The sequence below is a fragment of the Geomicrobium sediminis genome, assembly GCF_016908595.1.
Taxonomy (GTDB): Bacteria; Bacillota; Bacilli; order Bacillales; family Marinococcaceae; genus Geomicrobium_A; species Geomicrobium_A sediminis.
In genome coordinates this window covers 1-16,539 of sequence record NZ_JAFBEC010000026.1, presented here as the reverse complement: position 1 = coordinate 16,539, position 16,539 = coordinate 1, and the positions used below count along the sequence as shown (strand labels likewise).

20 protein-coding genes, 1 rRNA gene and 1 other annotated feature are annotated in these 16,539 nt (G+C 42.4%); of the genes, 1 reads left to right on the top strand and 20 read right to left on the bottom strand.

Annotation, left to right across the window (positions count from 1 at the left end):
- Positions 1-110 precede the first annotated feature (110 nt).
- The 10 genes from JOD17_RS20860 to metG form a co-directional block, all read right to left on the bottom strand.
- Positions 111-488 carry a RidA family protein gene (locus tag JOD17_RS20860; protein ID WP_204699855.1) on the bottom strand — a complete coding sequence of 126 codons (378 nt, stop codon included), beginning with the start codon at positions 486-488 and terminating at the stop codon, positions 111-113.
- A gap of 22 nt (positions 489-510) precedes the next feature.
- Positions 511-1,338 (bottom strand): pur operon repressor, encoded by an 828-nt coding sequence (gene purR, locus JOD17_RS20855; protein WP_204699854.1) that lies wholly within the window; start codon positions 1,336-1,338, stop codon positions 511-513.
- Between the two features lie 68 nt (positions 1,339-1,406).
- Positions 1,407-2,261, bottom strand: coding sequence for a 4-(cytidine 5'-diphospho)-2-C-methyl-D-erythritol kinase (gene ispE / locus JOD17_RS20850; RefSeq protein WP_204699853.1), 855 nt, complete (start codon positions 2,259-2,261; stop codon positions 1,407-1,409).
- Positions 2,262-2,423: 162 nt separating this feature from the next.
- The gene (locus JOD17_RS20845; RefSeq protein WP_081831894.1) at positions 2,424-2,606 is read right to left on the bottom strand and encodes a small, acid-soluble spore protein, alpha/beta type; all 183 of its coding nucleotides are present in this window, start codon (positions 2,604-2,606) and stop codon (positions 2,424-2,426) included.
- Between the two features lie 129 nt (positions 2,607-2,735).
- Positions 2,736-2,987: a biofilm formation stimulator Veg gene (gene veg, locus JOD17_RS20840; protein WP_042360976.1), complete on the bottom strand. Its 252-nt coding sequence runs from the start codon at positions 2,985-2,987 to the stop codon at positions 2,736-2,738.
- A gap of 251 nt (positions 2,988-3,238) precedes the next feature.
- The gene (gene yabG, locus JOD17_RS20835) at positions 3,239-4,111 is read right to left on the bottom strand and encodes a sporulation peptidase YabG (RefSeq protein ID WP_204699852.1); all 873 of its coding nucleotides are present in this window, start codon (positions 4,109-4,111) and stop codon (positions 3,239-3,241) included.
- A gap of 41 nt (positions 4,112-4,152) precedes the next feature.
- Positions 4,153-5,028, bottom strand: coding sequence for a 16S rRNA (adenine(1518)-N(6)/adenine(1519)-N(6))-dimethyltransferase RsmA (rsmA, locus tag JOD17_RS20830; protein ID WP_204699857.1), 876 nt, complete (start codon positions 5,026-5,028; stop codon positions 4,153-4,155).
- The gene (rnmV, locus tag JOD17_RS20825) at positions 5,028-5,579 is read right to left on the bottom strand and encodes a ribonuclease M5 (protein ID WP_204699851.1); all 552 of its coding nucleotides are present in this window, start codon (positions 5,577-5,579) and stop codon (positions 5,028-5,030) included. Before rnmV ends, rsmA begins: the two co-directional genes overlap by 1 nt.
- Positions 5,576-6,352: a TatD family hydrolase gene (locus tag JOD17_RS20820; RefSeq protein ID WP_204699850.1), complete on the bottom strand. Its 777-nt coding sequence runs from the start codon at positions 6,350-6,352 to the stop codon at positions 5,576-5,578. The genes rnmV and JOD17_RS20820 overlap by 4 nt, the downstream gene beginning before the upstream one ends.
- A 71-nt stretch (positions 6,353-6,423) precedes the next feature.
- On the bottom strand, positions 6,424-8,391 hold the full coding sequence (gene metG / locus JOD17_RS20815; RefSeq protein WP_239575794.1) for a methionine--tRNA ligase: 1,968 nt from the start codon (positions 8,389-8,391) through the stop codon (positions 6,424-6,426).
- A gap of 49 nt (positions 8,392-8,440) precedes the next feature.
- Positions 8,441-8,729 (bottom strand) — a binding site (T-box leader).
- 256 nt (positions 8,730-8,985) lie between these two features.
- Between metG and JOD17_RS20810 the strand changes: the two genes are divergently transcribed.
- Positions 8,986-9,288, top strand: coding sequence for an AbrB/MazE/SpoVT family DNA-binding domain-containing protein (locus JOD17_RS20810; protein ID WP_042360973.1), 303 nt, complete (start codon positions 8,986-8,988; stop codon positions 9,286-9,288).
- 64 nt (positions 9,289-9,352) lie between these two features.
- On the opposite strand, the gene rsmI is transcribed toward JOD17_RS20810, so the two are convergent.
- From rsmI to rrf, 10 genes are all read right to left on the bottom strand, one after another.
- Complete coding sequence (rsmI, locus tag JOD17_RS20805; protein WP_204699849.1) at positions 9,353-10,189, bottom strand: 16S rRNA (cytidine(1402)-2'-O)-methyltransferase; 837 nt, start codon at positions 10,187-10,189, stop codon at positions 9,353-9,355.
- The gene (locus tag JOD17_RS20800) at positions 10,140-11,210 is read right to left on the bottom strand and encodes a GIY-YIG nuclease family protein (protein ID WP_204699848.1); all 1,071 of its coding nucleotides are present in this window, start codon (positions 11,208-11,210) and stop codon (positions 10,140-10,142) included. The genes rsmI and JOD17_RS20800 overlap by 50 nt, the downstream gene beginning before the upstream one ends.
- 76 nt (positions 11,211-11,286) lie before the next feature.
- Entirely contained in the window at positions 11,287-11,646 is a 360-nt protein-coding gene (gene yabA / locus JOD17_RS20795) for a DNA replication initiation control protein YabA (RefSeq protein WP_042360971.1), read from the bottom strand.
- A 28-nt stretch (positions 11,647-11,674) separates the two neighbouring features.
- Positions 11,675-12,490 (bottom strand): PSP1 domain-containing protein, encoded by an 816-nt coding sequence (locus tag JOD17_RS20790; protein WP_204699847.1) that lies wholly within the window; start codon positions 12,488-12,490, stop codon positions 11,675-11,677.
- Positions 12,491-13,477, bottom strand: a complete 987-nt coding sequence (gene holB, locus JOD17_RS20785; RefSeq protein WP_204699846.1) for a DNA polymerase III subunit delta' — start codon at positions 13,475-13,477, stop codon at positions 12,491-12,493.
- A 24-nt stretch (positions 13,478-13,501) separates the two neighbouring features.
- Complete coding sequence (locus tag JOD17_RS20780) at positions 13,502-13,831, bottom strand: cyclic-di-AMP receptor (RefSeq protein ID WP_042360968.1); 330 nt, start codon at positions 13,829-13,831, stop codon at positions 13,502-13,504.
- A 75-nt stretch (positions 13,832-13,906) separates the two neighbouring features.
- Positions 13,907-14,551 (bottom strand): dTMP kinase, encoded by a 645-nt coding sequence (gene tmk / locus JOD17_RS20775; protein ID WP_204699845.1) that lies wholly within the window; start codon positions 14,549-14,551, stop codon positions 13,907-13,909.
- Positions 14,552-14,554: 3 nt separating this feature from the next.
- Positions 14,555-15,964: an aminotransferase class I/II-fold pyridoxal phosphate-dependent enzyme gene (locus tag JOD17_RS20770; protein ID WP_204699844.1), complete on the bottom strand. Its 1,410-nt coding sequence runs from the start codon at positions 15,962-15,964 to the stop codon at positions 14,555-14,557.
- A 62-nt stretch (positions 15,965-16,026) separates the two neighbouring features.
- Entirely contained in the window at positions 16,027-16,215 is a 189-nt protein-coding gene (locus JOD17_RS20765) for a sigma factor G inhibitor Gin (RefSeq protein ID WP_052361949.1), read from the bottom strand.
- 231 nt (positions 16,216-16,446) lie between these two features.
- Positions 16,447-16,539: ribosomal RNA gene (gene rrf / locus JOD17_RS20760) — 5S ribosomal RNA — on the bottom strand; the annotation flags it as partial.

The following is a 16,539-nucleotide window of genomic DNA, read 5'->3' as shown; positions in this document are numbered from 1 at the left end:
ACTTTTCACCAAAAAAATCGTCATTGGAACCAATTCAAAGACCATAAGAGAAAGCCTTGGTTCACAGAACCAAGGCTTTCTCGACAATCTGACGAACCTTTCGGTTCGTTTTAGGCTTGTACTAGCGCAATCACTTCGATTTCAATGAGGACGTCTTTAGGAAGACGTGCGACTTCTACGCACGAACGCGCAGGCTGGTGAGTATCAAAATACTGTCCGTACACTTCGTTAATCTCAGGGAATTGATTCATATCTTTAATAAACACTGTCGTCTTCACTACTGATTCAAGCGTTGCACCCGCTTCTTGTAGCACGGCCTTAACGTTTGCCATCACTTGGTGTGTTTGCTCTTGAATACCCCCATCAACAATCGTCATGTCTTTTGTAAGGGGGATCTGACCTGAACTATAAAACATGTTATTCACGATGATTCCTTGAGAATATGGGCCAATGGCTTCAGGTGCTTCTTTCGTAAATACCTTTTTCATTGCTTTTCCCTCCAAGATCAACCTAGAATTTGAGATGTTTTGAGTAATTCCCTGGAACGGCTTTGATTTGTTTCGTTTTCTCGTTCACTTCTTCAAGTCGAACGAGTGAAATGTAATCATCTATAACTCTTTCATCTGTTGCAGCTTCAACGAGTACGGCAATACCAACAAGGTTAGCCTTCACCTCTTTTAATAGCTCTGCCATCCCTTGAGCGGTGCCTCCGCCTTTCATGAAGTCATCAACAATGAGCATGTTCGCTCCTTCGGATATACTACGACGTCCAATTGACATCGTTTGAATCCGATTTGATGAGCCTGATGCATAATTGATACTTACGACAGAACCTTCCGTTACCCGATGGTCTTTTCGAACAATACTAACCGGAACATCAAGGTGATTACCAATCGCATAAGCGAGAGGAATTCCTTTTGTTGCAACGGTCATTACCCCGTCCACTTCTCTTGAACGATAAATACCAGCGAACAATCGTCCAATCTCATTCATAAATCGGGGTTGTCCAAGAATATCCATAAGGTAAAGGTATCCACCTGGTAGCAATCGACTAGCGTCCTCTAAACGCTCGCAAAGAGATTGAACAAGCCGCTCCCCTTCTTCTAGTGGAACCGCAGGCTCATAACGAACACCACCACTTGCGCCAGGGACCGTTGTTAAATAACCCATCTTCTCACTTTCAAAAATGGACTTAACGATCGTTAGATCTTCACTAATCGATGACTTTGCCGATTGGTAACGTTCTGCAAAGTACGTTAACGAGATCAATTGATTCGGATTTTGTAATAAAAAGTACGTCATATCAACAAGACGTCCACTTCTTTTTAGCTTTTTCATGACGACCTCCGAAAACACGAATATTTCAAGAGTATGATACCACTTTTATACGTATTTTCACAAGTAGCTTAGGAAATCGTTCGGACTGCATACACTTGATCACAAAATCCTCGCAACGCATTGTAAACCCGGTGAACTTGCCCTTCGTTACGAATAAGGCCAAACACAGTCGGACCACTACCGCTCATTAAGGAGGCATCTGCACCTGATTCAAGCATACGCTCTTTAATTTGTAGCACTTCATGATGCAACGACATCGTCACAGGCTCCAAGTCGTTATGGAGATGATGACAGATTTTGTTGTAATCTCCTGCAAGAATCGCTTGCTTAATCGTTTCACTTTTAGGAGCTGCAGCGTTTGATGACATTTGAACCTTTCCGTACACTTCTCCCGTCGACACACCGATTGGAGGCTTGGCTAGGACGACCCAACACGGGGGAGGAGCAGGTAGCCGTTCAATCTTCTCGCCTCTTCCCGTTGCTTTTGCCGTACCACCGTACACACAAAATGCAACATCTGAGCCGATTTCTGAACCTAGGGCAGCCAATTGTGCTTTCGACAACCCTAAATCCCACATTTGGTTTAATCCTCGTAACACCGCTGCTGCATCACTACTGCCTCCAGCTAGACCTGCAGCTACGGGTATGTTTTTTTGGATATAAATCGTTACACCGGCAGCAATTCGAAATCGATCCTTAATTAAACGTGCGGCTTGGTAAGCGAGGTTACGGCTATCAGCAGGAATGTATCCCGCTAATGTTTGTATAACAATTTGTTGGTCGTTTCGAATCGTTAAATCAATTCGATCAGCTAGATCAACTTCTGTCATAATCATTTCCACTTCGTGAAATCCATCCTCGCGTTTTGCCAGCACATCTAACGAAAGATTAATCTTTGCTGGTGCTTTCAGCGAACATTTCAACAGCTTTCTCCTCTTTCTCGCAATCTACACGAATTGTATTCCTTTATTTTAGTCGAAATACTTACCTATGTACAGGATGCGGACCCATCGCTTCTAACGAGTGTTCTTATACAAAAAGAGACACCAGCAGATGAACTGCGGTGCCCCTACTTGGTACGGCTGTTACTTCTGGTACTTGCTGGCTAATTGCTCTTCTGCCATTTGCACGGCGCGTTTGACCATGTTCCCGGCATCTCTTGACTTAATGCCGCCCCAACCTTCTCGTTGGACCGTATCATAAAAGCCTAGTTCTTTTGCAATTTCTTCTTTGAGTGCATCTGACATTATACTTCGATGACGGCTCAACGGAACCAGCTCCCTATCTAAGCTTTACCGTACAATCTTTATGATGCTCTTCAGACAAAAAAATATAGCTGCCAGTTCTTTACAGAACTCAGCAGCATAAGTAAGGTCAAACTATCATTCTCTGTTATATTACGCTAATTCTTGATCTTCGCAAACCGTAAGTTGTACGGTTTCCGTTAATACGTCCGTGTAACTGTAAGACACACGTTCTACTTTGTGTTTGTCTCGATCTAACTTCACAATAAATACTGAGGGGTACGTGCCTTCTAACATTCCTGAACGCTCCACAATCTTGCGGCGTCCGCCATTAGCTTTCAGTGTAATCCGCTTACCTACGTTCTCTTCAAGCGACTGCTTAATTTCTACTAACGTTTTACCCATCTTGTCACCCCACCTCACTAAGCTAATTTTATCACAAATCCAACAATTGGTCAACGAAATACAAAATATTAAATTTTAACAGCCAGAAGTATAGGCTGTCAACCATTAATAATGTCGAATCTGAAGATTTCTCGTTAGGATGCCTCATTTTGGTAAGACTATACATGTATGTTCTAACGTGTCGTTTACTATGAATTGAATACGGAATACATGAAAACCTGTCGAACGAACGTTCACAACAGGTTTTCTCATTACAAATCATCTTGGTTCTTCAGAGGAATCCCTCGACGTAGAACTCCTTTTGTATCGATTCCACCAAGGCCATCTTCACCAGTGATCGTATTGCGTAACACTTCACTTAGCTGTACCCGGTCCAAAAATGGTGTCATACTAACACGCGATGCAATATATACAGGGTCAAGGGCATGAATATTCACTCTCGAAGGAGAGCTTGCAAAGTTCGCCCCAGCACGAATTAACCCTTCGAAGTACGACTGACAAGCACCAGCAAAAATAATAAGATCATCTAAGTTCGGGATTGCCTTTCGTGCCTCTCGAACCGTTTGGGCAAACGCTTTGGAATGTCGGTACGCCTTTAAATCTTTATCCGTTCCTTTTGAACGAGTAAACGCATCGTGCCCTGTAATGACTAGAATATCAGGTTGAACCATCTCTAGAAGAGAAGCAACTTGATGAGGCATATCTGTCTCACGCATATGGGCGCCGTACACAGGAATTCCTAGACGGTCATACATGGCTGTGCATTTTTGCAAATAAGAAGCGTCTCCATCCATATGCAAAACACGACCCCTCATCTCAAAATATTGGGGATTCGGGGTCGTATACGCTGAAGACAATTCATATTCATTTTTTTCTCGCATTAGCCGATAGTCTTGCCGAAACAATCGGTAACATTGTTCTTCTTTTTTCTTTTGCTCTTGTTCGAATTCCGTCCGTTCATCATCATCTACTTTTTTCAGATCAGAGAGCGGGGCATCTGCAACGAGGCGTAGCTCCTCACCCTTCAGTTCAATGTTCGCCTCATCATCAACCGATGTAACGCGAAACAATACGTCCTCCCCATAGGAAATCCGTGTAACTAAATCGCCGACCTGTAGGGACATCGTGATTCCTCCTCTTATATCGTTACCTTATGCAACGATCCTTAGAGAGGTGAGGAGGTTCGTGCAATTTCCCAAGCATCTGCAAGCTTTGCAAACTCTTCAATTGATAACGACTCGGCTCTTCTCCCGCCGTCAATGCCTGACAAATCAAATACTTGAGCAACCGCTTCTTTATTTCCAGACCACGACTGCAAATTATTTCGAAGTGTTTTTCTCCGTTGTGCGAAGGAAGCACGAATGAGTTTAAAGAACGCATCTTCATTTTTTACTTGTACAGCTTTCTCACTTCGAATCGTGAACCGAATAATCGATGATTCAACATTCGGTTTAGGCACGAAAACATTGGCTGGTACGTGGCTAATCACCTCAGTTTCTGCATAATATTGTGTTGCAATGGATAAGGAACCATATGCTTTCGTAGAAGGCTTTGCTGCTAGACGATCGCCAACTTCTTTTTGAATCAATACCGTTAACGTCTTAATCGGCAAGCGCTCTTCTAGAAAGCGCATTAGAATTGGCGTTGTCACATAATAAGGCAAGTTCCCAGCTGCATAAACGTGTTCTACTGACTGGAAATCTTCGCTAAATACATGATCTAAATTGGCTTTTAAAAAGTCTTCATGACGAATCTCCACATTGTCATATTGCTTCAACGTTTCATCTAACACAGGCAATAAGCGTTGATCTATTTCATATGCGATGACTTTCTTAGCACGCTTTGCTAATTGTTCAGTTAACGCACCAATACCAGGACCGACTTCAATGACTCCATCTTCAGCAGTCATTCCCGTCGCATCAACGAACTTATGCAAAATATTAACGTCAGTCATAAAGTTTTGACCTAGGCTTTTTTTTGCTTTTAAATCAAACTGTTCAACAATCTCCCTCGTTCTTGAGGGCGTTGCAATGTCTTTCATCATTTAAGACCAACTTTCTTCACAGCATCATAAAATTCACTCTTGGAGATTCTGAACTTGTGCATCCGTTTTAAAAACTGCTTACCGTTTGCATAACCAATACGCAGTTCGTTTCCGATCAGCTCACGCCTGTTACGTGCTTCTGATCCTGCCATTAAACCGACTGCATGGATGTCTTCAAGCAAAACCGGATCATAATCGTCTAAGACGCTACCACCTCTCACATTTTGCAATGCTTCACGAATGACTTCCGGAGAAGCATGTTCAACACCTACACTCTTCTTGTTCGCAGAAATCGCTAGATGCTTCGGTATAAACGCATGTTTAGCAGAGGGTACTGCTTCTGTAACAATTCTACGAATACGCTCTCCTGGATAGTCAGGATCTGTTAAAACAATAATTCCTCGTCGTTCATCTGCCAATTTGATTTGTTCAATCACATGCTTAGGAACTGATGAACCAATGGTTTCAATCGTTTCCGCATCAACTGCGCGCTTAATGGCTACCGTATCATCTCGGCCTTCAACGACAATGCATTCTTTAATCTTCATGATGAGATCCTAAATAACCGCTTCGCATTCTCTGTCGTTATTTCACTTAATTCTTCAAGAGTCAGCCCTTTCAACTCCGCTAATTGCTCCGCAATAATACGTACACGCGCAGGTTCATTTCGCTTTCCACGGTACGGATGTGGAGACAAGAATGGGCAATCCGTTTCAATGAGTAATCGATCAAGAGGAACGATCTTTGCTACTTCCTTTGGCAACTTCGCATTTTTAAACGTAACAGGACCACCGAATGAAATGTGCATCCCTTGAGCTAAACATCGTTCTGCAGTTGCAACATCACCACTAAAGCAATGCATAATGCCCCCTGCTTCACCGACGCCTTCCTCTTCTAACAGGGTTGCAATGTCTTCTTGAGCATCACGACCATGAATAACGAGTGGCAAATTCACTCGTTTATGAAGTTCAATTTGGTCTTTAAACACACGTTTTTGAACGTCAGCTGGGGATTTATCCCAATGGTAATCAAGGCCTGTTTCACCAATTGCGACAACCTTTTCATGAGTTGCAAGTGATTCAATCCATTCCAAGTCTTCTCGTTTCATATCAACACTATCCACTGGATGCCAGCCAATCGTTGCATACATGAATTCGTATCGGTCAATTAAATTCATTGCCTTTGTAATCGTCTCCCGATCAAACCCGACAACGTTCATCCACCTAACTCCGGCTTCCTTGGCACGTTCAATGACCTCTTCAAGATCCTCATCAAACTGTTCAACATTTAAGTGTACATGTGTATCAAATAGTTCAACCATTTTGTACTCCTTCTATATATCGTAAAATGAGTCAAGTCCCATACGTTAGTATGGAACTTGACCGTTTTTGTTTAAGAAATTAGCGTACCATTCGGAAGATCGCCATCAACGGTTACGACTTTTAACGTACCTTCTGCTTTACCGGCAAGAATCATTCCTTCTGATTGCTCGCCTCGCAGTTTTACTGGCGTTAAATTCGTTACACAAATAATCTTCTTGCCTGTAATTTCTTCAATTGAATAATCTTTTGCAATGCCAGATACAACTTGACGTTTTTCATCCCCGAGATCCAGTTGCAATTTCAACAGTCGATCTGCCTTCTTCACGGGCTCGGCTTGAACGACTTCTGCAACACGTAGCTCAACTGCCTTGAAGTCATCAATCGTAATCAAATTCGCATCTTCTTCCTGCTCGTCATCATCTGCTTTTGGAGGAGCCATAAGCGCACTGATGGACTCGACTTCTTTTTCAATTTCTAAACGAGGGAAGATAGGTGTTCCTTTTTCAATGACCTTTGAACCGCCTTTAAGCTGACCAAATTGTTGAATCGACTCCCACGTTTTTAGTTCTTCATCGTCCACGAAACCGATCTGTTCAGCGATTGCCGCTGGGGTTTTCGTAAAGAACGGTTGTAACATCACCGAAATGTAGCGGAGTGACTCAGCAAGATGATACATCGCAGCTTGCAATTCCTCTGTTTGACCTTCTTTTGCAAGCATCCATGGTTGCGTCTCATCGATATACTTGTTCGTACGGCTTACAAATTGCCAAATGGCTGTAAGCGATACTGAGAATTCCATTGACTCAATATGGGAACCGACTTTTTCAACGGTCGCTTCTGCCACGTCTAAGAGGCTTGAATCAAAGCTCGTCCCGTCTTTAATGTACGCTGGGATTTCACCGTCAAAGTATTTATTAATCATAGCCACTGTACGATTTAATAAGTTCCCTAAGTCGTTTGCGAGGTCATAGTTAATTCGTTCAACAAAGGCTTCTGGTGTAAATACACCATCGGCGCCAAATGGCACTTCACGAAGCAAATAATAACGAACAGCATCAAGACCGTAACGCTCAATGAGTGCTTCTGGATAGATGACATTGCCTTTAGACTTCGACATCTTCTCGTTTTTCATTAACAAATGTCCATGACTAAATACTTTCTTCGGTAATGGCAAGTCCAAAGCCATCAACATGATCGGCCAATAAATCGTATGAAAACGAACAATCTCTTTACCTACGATATGAACGTCTGCTGGCCAATACTTGTTGTACTTTTCATTTTCATCAGTGCCGTAACCGAGTGCTGTAATGTAGTTCATGAGCGCATCAATCCATACGTACACAACATGCTCAGGGTCACTCTTAATTGGAACTCCCCAAGAAAAAGCTGTACGTGAAATGGCTAAGTCTTCAAGCCCTGGCTTAATAAAGTTATTAATCATCTCGTTTTTACGAGCTTCTGGTTGGATAAAATCTGGATTTTCTTCATAAAAAGCGAGTAAGCGGTCCGCGTAACGACTCATTTTGAAGAAGTATGACTTCTCTTTAACAAGCTCAACAGGGTGACCGCTGTCAGGGCTTTTTCCTCCGACAATCTTGCCGTTCTCTTTAATTGGATCCACGAGCTGCAATTCTGTGTAATACGTTTCGTCTGGTACGGAATACCAACCTTCGTATTCACTTAGATAAATGTCTCCTTGATCTTTAAGTTGCTCAACAACTTCTTGTACAGAACGCTTATGACGCTCTTCTGTCGTACGAATAAAGTCGTCATACGAAATGTCCAAGTCATCCCAAAGCTTCTTAATTCCAGCGACAATATCATCAACAAATTGAATTGGCGTTACACCGTTTTCTTCTGCTTTACGCTCAATCTTCTGACCATGCTCATCTGTCCCTGTTAATAACATGACGTCATAACCTTTCAAGCGTTTGTAACGAGCGAGTGTATCCGCCGCAACCGTCGTGTAAGCATGTCCAATATGGAGCTTTCCACTTGGATAATAAATGGGTGTTGTTACATAGAACGTAGGTTTCAAAACAATCTGCTCCTTCCAATCTCTAATAAAAAAACCCCTCGCCCTTAATCGAAGGGACGAGAGGATTACTCACGTGGTACCACCCTGCTTCCTTCTTATCCGTAGCATCGCCAGAACATACTCGTTCCTACACCTACTTCTAAGAAGCTCAACAGCACTAACATTAATCGTTAGCAACTTGTCATTAACGCTGACACACGTAATTCCCTTATGCACAATTATTGCACTCGAAAATTAAACCTCCAGGACCATATTCAACGACTCGTTTACGACCGGCTCCCAGCAACCCGGCTCTCTGAACATACGTGATCGTTTACTTATCCATTCATCAGTTTACATGATTATACAGAAAAACTTAATTAATAATTATAATTTATAAGTAGTGAAAAGTCAATGACAAACCCAGTGCCAAGGAGCATCCCCAGTAGTGAAAACGCGAAAAAAACCTGATATGACGCCCGTTTCCTTCATTTGAATTTTAAGATTATTATATTGACTTGATTTTACTATACTGGTATGATTGCACACATAGAGATAAAATGTGTCAAAAAATGACACGAATATACAGTACACTCAAGGAGGAGATTCTAAGCAATGAAATCAACTGGAATCGTAAGAAAGGTTGACGAGCTTGGTCGGGTTGTTATCCCCATAGAATTAAGAAGGACTTTAGATATTGCAGAGAAAGATGCACTAGAGATCTATGTAGACCACGACCGCATCATTTTAAAGAAATACAAACCGAATATGACTTGCCAAGTCACTGGAGAGGTGTCTGACGATAACATCTCCATTGCAGATGGTAAAATTATTCTTAGCCCAGAAGGAGCAAAAGAAGTCGTCGAATCTCTTCAAGGTTATTTATCACAATCGAACCAAAAGGCAACAACGGTTTAATACCTTCTATATACTTATTTCAACAACTAGGGCTACCTTGTCGATGCAACAGGTAGCCCTTTTCTTATTGCTGAAGTTCATGAAATGCTTTATAAATTTCGTTACGGCTAAGACCACGATCTTTTGCACACTGCTTGAGTGCTTTCTTATGATCGTCCCCTTGCTCTTCATAGTACTGGATATGCTCTTGTACCGTGTACGTTTGCCACCAAGCCTCTTCTTGACCTTTACCCGTGCCACCTTCAACGATGAAACAAATTTCTCCGCGCCATTCATGGTTAAGATCAATTAATTCAGTGATGGTTCCACGGTAAAACGACTCATACCGTTTCGTCACTTCACGCCCAATGACAATTCGACGATCTCCCCACACAATTTGCAACCGCTCAAGCGTTTGTTTCATTCGATGAGGTGATTCATAAAAGATCATTGGGACAGTAATAGCTTCTAGCGACTGTTGTACTTCTTCGATTTCTTTTTTCTTACGAGGTAAAAACCCATGAAAGTAAAACCGTCCCCCTTCAAATCCTGAGGCAATCCACGTCGTTACCGCTGCGTTTGCACCTGGTAATGGGATGACGGTAATTCCTTCTTCAATACACTTTTGAACGACCCACTCCCCAGGATCAGACACGAGTGGGGTTCCAGCATCACTTACGAGTGCCAGGCTCTTTCCATCGTATAAGTCAGCCAACAACTGCTCTGAACGAGTTCGTTCATTGTGCTCATGTAAACTAATCATTTTCGTCGTAATTTCAAAATGATTGAGCAGCTTCACGGTCTGACGGGTATCTTCTGCACAAATAAGATCGACTTCTTGTAGCGTTCTTACTGCGCGGTACGTCATATCTTCAAGATTGCCAATCGGTGTAGGAACCAGGTATAATGTGCCCGTTTGCATACACGCCCCGCCTCCTCTCTTTAATGTATTGGAGCTTTTCTACGCGAGAAAGCTGCTTTAATCGCCATTCCTCTTGTAACGCTTCACGCTTGGTTTCAAAGCCTTCCATATGGACAAGTGTAAACGGCCCTCGTCCTCTAGTATACTTTGCACCTTTACCACTTTCATGTAACCGCAGTCTCTCCCACACGTTTCGCGCATATCCAGTGTAAAGCGTATTGTCCACACATTGAATCATATACACGTAATGATCGGTCTGCTCTTTTTCATTGACCCTGCGCTCATACGTGACCTGTTGTCCGTTGTAAGATCTTTGAAAGGCGTCGGTATGTTTCCCATCCTCACCGTATACGAAAATCGGCTCTTGTACAGTTAATCCTCGTTTGCCGCCTTTACTCGCTTCAAGCAGTACGATATTCGCTTGTACACCGGCCTTTGGATGAACAAACTGAAGTCGTTTCGGTTCCAAATTCGCACGCGTACACGCTTCAAATAAATCATGAATTCGCTCAGGACGAAAAACAAACGCCGTTTTGCCTTTGTCCTTTAATAGCGCTGAGGCTACTTGAGCAATGTCATAAATCGTGAGTTCAGTTTCATGCCTCGCTAACGTTAACCGCTCGTTCTGATTTGTAAGAGACGAGTGATAATAAGGAGGATTGCATGTGACAACATCAAAGCTTGCACGACCGAATGCTTCAGGCGCTTCTTTAAGATCCCCACAATGCATTTGAATTTGATCTTTGCGATTGTTCAGCCTCATGCTTTTTTTAGCCATTTCTACAACATCGGGTTGGATTTCAATTCCTGTAATCGGCACTGTACTCCGCTCTGACATGACGAGAGGGATTACGCCATTCCCTGAACACAAATCAACCATTGTTCCTCTCGTTTTCTTAACCGACACAAACTGCCCCAAAAGAATAGAATCAATTGAAAACGCCAAGCGTTCCCGACTTTGTATGATCTTTAATCGGTTTCTAAAAATATAATCGATCCGTTCTTCATCATGCAATAACAAAAGCCTTCACCTTCAACCTGCGTTCACCAAAGAAAAAACCCGACACCTTGGTGACGGGCTTCTAAGCAAACAACGATTATTTTGCCTGGAAAAATGAAAGACAAAACAAGCAATCTCCATCTGTACGCAAGCTACCGTAGTGCAAGTTACAAATGTGAAAGCCTTCGTGATACAGTCTTGCTAAATTATCATAGCCTTCACCAGGTGGGACCGTATCTTGTTTGTCTTGATTCGAATGGTCAGCATGCTCGTCCTTTTGTTCATGGAGTTCTTCTGCTTCCATTCGTTCTCGCAACAGACGGTTCTCTGTTACTAATGCTTGATTCTCCTCAATTAGCGAAGCAAGCTGCTCTTTTAATTCACGGAGTTCTTCGTGAAAAGCAAGGAGCTTCTTTTCCATATGAATCACTTGTGAAAACATTTCTTTCTTCGCCACGTTCGTCTCCCACCCTCTTGTGGCAGCTTTAGCCGATTAATGAACCTTGCTCAATCAATTCTTCTAATGAGTACTCAACCGTTCGCTCTTCATCAAACAACTCGACTTGAACAAGTCTTTCAAGCATGTTCAAACCAACGACACGACCTTTCCCTTCTGAGGTCACAATCTTTTCACCAACATCAGGAAGTTCTTTCTTGGCTTGTTCATACTCATCATTCTCGTATTTCAGGCAACACATTAAACGACCACAAAGACCTGAGATTTTCGCTGGATTTAGCGATAAATTCTGATCTTTAGCCATCTTAATACTCACTGGTTCGAAATCGCCAAGAAACGTTGAGCAACAGAGAATTAACCCACACGGTCCTACACCACCGAGCATTTTAGCCTCGTCACGAACACCGATTTGCCTAAGTTCTATACGCGTTCGAAATACCGCCGCTAGATCCTTGACCAATTCTCGAAAGTCAATTCTTCCATCAGCAGTAAAGTAAAACAACACTTTGTTACGATCAAATGTATATTCAACACTAACAAGCTTCATGTCCAATTTATGTTCTCTAATCTTCTCTGAACATACATCTTGTGCATTCTGTGCCATCGTTTCGTTCTCAAGCACTCTAGCTGTATCTTCGTCTGTCGCAATCCTAAGTACTTTCTTTAATGGAAGGACAACATCTTCTTCTTCCACATTCTTGACACCTAGGACGACGACTCCATATTCAACACCTCGCGCGGTTTCAACAATGACTGAATCGCCAACTTGTATGTTGTGACCTGCTGGGGAAAAATAATAGATCTTTCCTGCTTTCTTGAAACGAACCCCAATCACTTGGTGCAATTATGATCCCTCCTGAATTCGGAACAAAAGACGCTCCATGATCAGTTGTGGGTTAACATTCGCGGACAAATATCGTTTCGCTTCTATAACAGCTTTCATATTTGCCGCAAGCATTAATTCTGAACGATGCAGACCCTCGGTGCGTAGTCGTTCCAACTGATCTGGATACGCAAGATCTTCTCTGTTCCACTTTGTATAAAGTACATCTCGGTACCAGAATAGGATAAGGTCTAGCCCCGTCTCAATATGGTTCCTATCTTTAAAATGGACGTGCCATTTTTCTTGTAAAAAAAGCCTTGCTTGACGAGGTCGTAATAAAACCTCTTCCGCCAATTGTATCACTACCTGGCGCCCGTGTACAATCCACGTTAACCGCTCTTCTTCAGGAATATCTGCTGGAATTTCACGAATCCTTGCTTTGATTGCTGCAAGCACTTCGGTTTCCCCTTCGTTTTGAAAAACTTTCTGTCGTTCAACTTCAGACAATGGGGCAAATGTTAACACTTGAGACCTCGATACGATCGTAGGTAACAAAAAGTGTAAGTTTGACGTAATTAAAATTGCTAACGTCTCTCCTTCGGGTTCTTCAAGAAACGTAAGCAAGCTATTCGCCGCGCTTGCGGTCATTAAATCAGCTTCCTCAATGATGTAAACTTTTCGAACCGACTCCATTCCTTTGTACGTAAACTCTTTTTGAAGTCGTTCGACTTGATGCTTCTTAATCGATTGACCGTCAGGCTTAATCGATGTCACATCAGGGTGATTTCCAGATTCTACACGTCTGCAATCACTACACTCTCCACACGGCTTGTCAATCGCATCTTTTTGGCATAAAAAGGCACGACAAAGGAGCGAAGCCGCTGATACTTGCTCAGAACGATCTTCGCCTTCAAATATATATGCGTGAGGAAGCCGCTCTCTTACGACCGCATGTCGGAGCAACTTAGCAACGACAGGTTGCCTCGTTTGCAGTTGTTCCCATTTCATTGATGAGCGCCCTCCTCTTAATCATTAAAACTGTTCAAATTGATCGACGTCCAATACGAATACTGTCGCTCCACCAACTTGTACTTCTACCGGATAAGGAACATAAGAGTCTGCATTGCCACCCATTGGAGAAACTGGTGCAACGAGCTGTTCGCGACTTTCACAATTCTCTTTAATAATGTCTAATACGTCACTTACTTGTTCATCTTCAACTCCAATGAGGAACGTCGTATTCCCTGCCCGAAGAAATCCACCTGTTGACGCAAGTTTCGTAGCTCGATAATCGTTCTCTACAAGCGCTGTTGATAGTCGGTTGCTGTCTTTATCTTGAACAACGGATACAATTAATTTCACAGCCGTTTCCCCCTTTGCAATAGATCATTACGTATTTTTAACTGTCTTAATCATACTGGATGACGTCAACAAAAACTAGTCTCTGTTTTTATTGACGATAAAGTCCTCGATCACCTGAGTCACTTCTTCAATAACTGAACGAATAGGCGCTTCTGCATTTATGATACGATACCGTTCATTGTTTTGTGACGCAAGTTCAAGGTAAGCTTTTCTCACTGTTAAATGAAAATCAACCTTCTCATCATCTAAACGATTCGTTTCCCTTGCATTACCGTGAATCCTCGCTTGTCCAACTTCTACTGGTAAGTCAAATAGCAAAGTGATGTCAGGCATTCTTCCTTGTATAGCAAAATCATTAATTTGTCGGACTTCTTCAACACCAATGCCACGTGCTGCACCTTGATACGCAATGCTACTGTCAACAAAGCGATCACAAAGAACGATCTTCCCGTCTTTCAAGCCTGGAAGTATACGCTCGATTAGATGTTGTCGTCTTGCAGCCGCAAACAACAAGGCTTCCGTTCGTGCTTCAACTTCAATCGTTTGATCGTCTAACAAATAGTACCGAATCTTCTCTGCAAGTGCGACGCCCCCAGGCTCTCGCGTTGTATCTACACAATGTCCCTTTTGTTGCAATTGTTCTGCAACCGCTTGAAGGACTGTAGATTTCCCTGCTCCTTCGCCACCCTCAAATGTAATAAATAAACCTGGTTGATTCATCGTTCACCTCAATTTACGAACAAGAACTTGTCCGTTTCTAACATGTTCTTCATTTTGTAACTTACCGCCTTGACTGACCCATTCTAATAAGTAACGCAGCCGTTTAGCATCAATGGTTTCTCCAGCAATAAACAAAGGAATTCCAGGTGGATATGGAACAATATTCTCTGCAATAATCTCACCTACTGAAGCTTTCATTGAACATAACTCAACGTCATGTTCAACCAAGAACGCTTTCTCAATTGTTGCACGTGTATACGTTGGATAATAAGGGAATTGGCGTTTTTTTATCTTCACTCGTTGATCCGCATACGCATGAATGAGACGCGTTTTTAAATCCATCGCTTCTTCAGCTTCCATTTGTAAAGGAAGAAAAAGTAAAACATAGTCATGGTCACTTAATTCAACATAAATCTGTTGTTTTTGAAGCACCTTTTCCCACTGTAGACCTGTAACCTGTTCAGGTGCTCGTAATACGAGCTTTAAAGGGTCCTCATTTGGTACGTATGTATCTTTAGGCAGGCTTGCCTTTAATTCATCATGAAACGTCCACAATCTCCTTGCAGGCTCCTTAGAACCAACCTTTGCAACATAAGCTCTTGCAGCATCTAACGACGCCATGATCAAATAAGACGGGCTACTTGATTGAAAACGTCGTAACCAAGGTCGAATTTTTTGCTCATCATCTTGGTTTCGTACGTGTAAATACGCACCCATTGTTAACGCTGGCAACGTTTTATGTGCCGATTGCACAACAACATCCGCACCTGCCTTCAAAGATGATACTGGAAACTGCTCATCACTATGTAAATGAGCACCATGGGCTTCATCAACGAGGACTCTTTTGTTGTTCTTTTTTGCATACTGAACAACATGTTCAATCTCGCCAACATTCCCAAAGTAGCTCGGTGATGAAAGAACAACAACCTCGGCCTCTTTATATGCATCAATCGCTGCAGTGAGTGTTTGTAAAGACACCCCTTTAGAAAGTCCTGTTTGTTCGTCAAACGTAGGACTAACAAATACAACGTCGACACCAATCATCTCTAATCCATGTATGATTGATTGGTGTACGTCTCGTTGCACAATAACAGGAACACTTGGACGACAAAATGCTGACAACATCGCCAAATTCCCAATGGTAGAGCCACCAACTAAAAACATTGACGCTCCCGTTTGGTAATGCTCTGCCGTCAGCTTTTCTGCTTGTTGAATAACACCGGTTGGTGCATGTAAATCATCAAACCCAGGCAACTCGGTCTGATCAAGCCTCATAATCGTCTCGTAATACGCTTGATAGGTCCCTTGTGTTAACTTCCCATTTTTATGACCAGGCACATGCAAAGAAATCGGATCGATATTAGCATGTTGTACCAGATGATCAAGTAAAGGTGTAGACTTCGTATTCATCATTTCCTGGACATTCCCTTACAACGTTATCATTTTCATTATAACAAAGTTTAGAAGTGAGCTCATTAATGAGTCAACAGCAGGTTCATCTTGCTTTTACGTAGTTGTTCCACATACCATTGATAACTCGCATCTTCAATCTCTAACTCTACAATCGCTCTTTCACAGTCTTTGCAAAGCCACATGGACATTAAGTACATCCCTTGAACGGACTCATGTTTACAAACCCCGCACTCTTGTCTTGAAATCCTCATCTCCATCTCTCCCTTTACGACCGTATTCGATCTTAGTGTTTCCTAAATTCATAGAAATATACTTAGTCAAAGGTATGAGAGTGCTGTTTATAATAAAAAGACGTTAAATCGGAGCCCATTAATTCAGTCTATGGTTAAAAATTAATAAAAGTGCCTGTATGGATAATAAAAAGAAGCTTCCCTTTAAAAAAACCAAAAAACACGAAGTTCAAAAGAACTTCGTGTTCGATTGCCAGGCAACGTCCTACGCTCACAGGGGGTTGCCCCCCAATTACCATCGGCGCTAAAGAGCTTAACTTCCGTGTTCGGCATGGGAACGGGTGG

Excerpts from the sequence above, each read along its gene's own strand:
- veg (WP_042360976.1), bottom strand. The coding sequence starts at position 2,987 with ATGGGTAAAACGTTAGTAGAAATTAAGCAGTCGCTTGAAGAGAACGTA.
- yabG (WP_204699852.1), bottom strand. The coding sequence starts at position 4,111 with ATGTCCCTACAGGTCGGCGATTTAGTTACACGGATTTCCTATGGGGAG.
- JOD17_RS20820 (WP_204699850.1), bottom strand. The coding sequence starts at position 6,352 with ATGGTTGAACTATTTGATACACATGTACACTTAAATGTTGAACAGTTT.
- purR (WP_204699854.1), bottom strand. The coding sequence starts at position 1,338 with ATGAAAAAGCTAAAAAGAAGTGGACGTCTTGTTGATATGACGTACTTT.
- tmk (WP_204699845.1), bottom strand. The coding sequence starts at position 14,551 with ATGAATCAACCAGGTTTATTTATTACATTTGAGGGTGGCGAAGGAGCA.
- JOD17_RS20860 (WP_204699855.1), bottom strand. The coding sequence starts at position 488 with ATGAAAAAGGTATTTACGAAAGAAGCACCTGAAGCCATTGGCCCATAT.
- JOD17_RS20810 (WP_042360973.1), top strand. The coding sequence starts at position 8,986 with ATGAAATCAACTGGAATCGTAAGAAAGGTTGACGAGCTTGGTCGGGTT.
- rsmA (WP_204699857.1), bottom strand. The coding sequence starts at position 5,028 with ATGAAAGACATTGCAACGCCCTCAAGAACGAGGGAGATTGTTGAACAG.
- rnmV (WP_204699851.1), bottom strand. The coding sequence starts at position 5,579 with ATGAAGATTAAAGAATGCATTGTCGTTGAAGGCCGAGATGATACGGTA.
- JOD17_RS20770 (WP_204699844.1), bottom strand. The coding sequence starts at position 15,964 with ATGATGAATACGAAGTCTACACCTTTACTTGATCATCTGGTACAACAT.
- holB (WP_204699846.1), bottom strand. The coding sequence starts at position 13,477 with ATGAAATGGGAACAACTGCAAACGAGGCAACCTGTCGTTGCTAAGTTG.
- JOD17_RS20765 (WP_052361949.1), bottom strand. The coding sequence starts at position 16,215 with ATGAGGATTTCAAGACAAGAGTGCGGGGTTTGTAAACATGAGTCCGTT.
- rsmI (WP_204699849.1), bottom strand. The coding sequence starts at position 10,189 with ATGCAAACGGGCACATTATACCTGGTTCCTACACCGATTGGCAATCTT.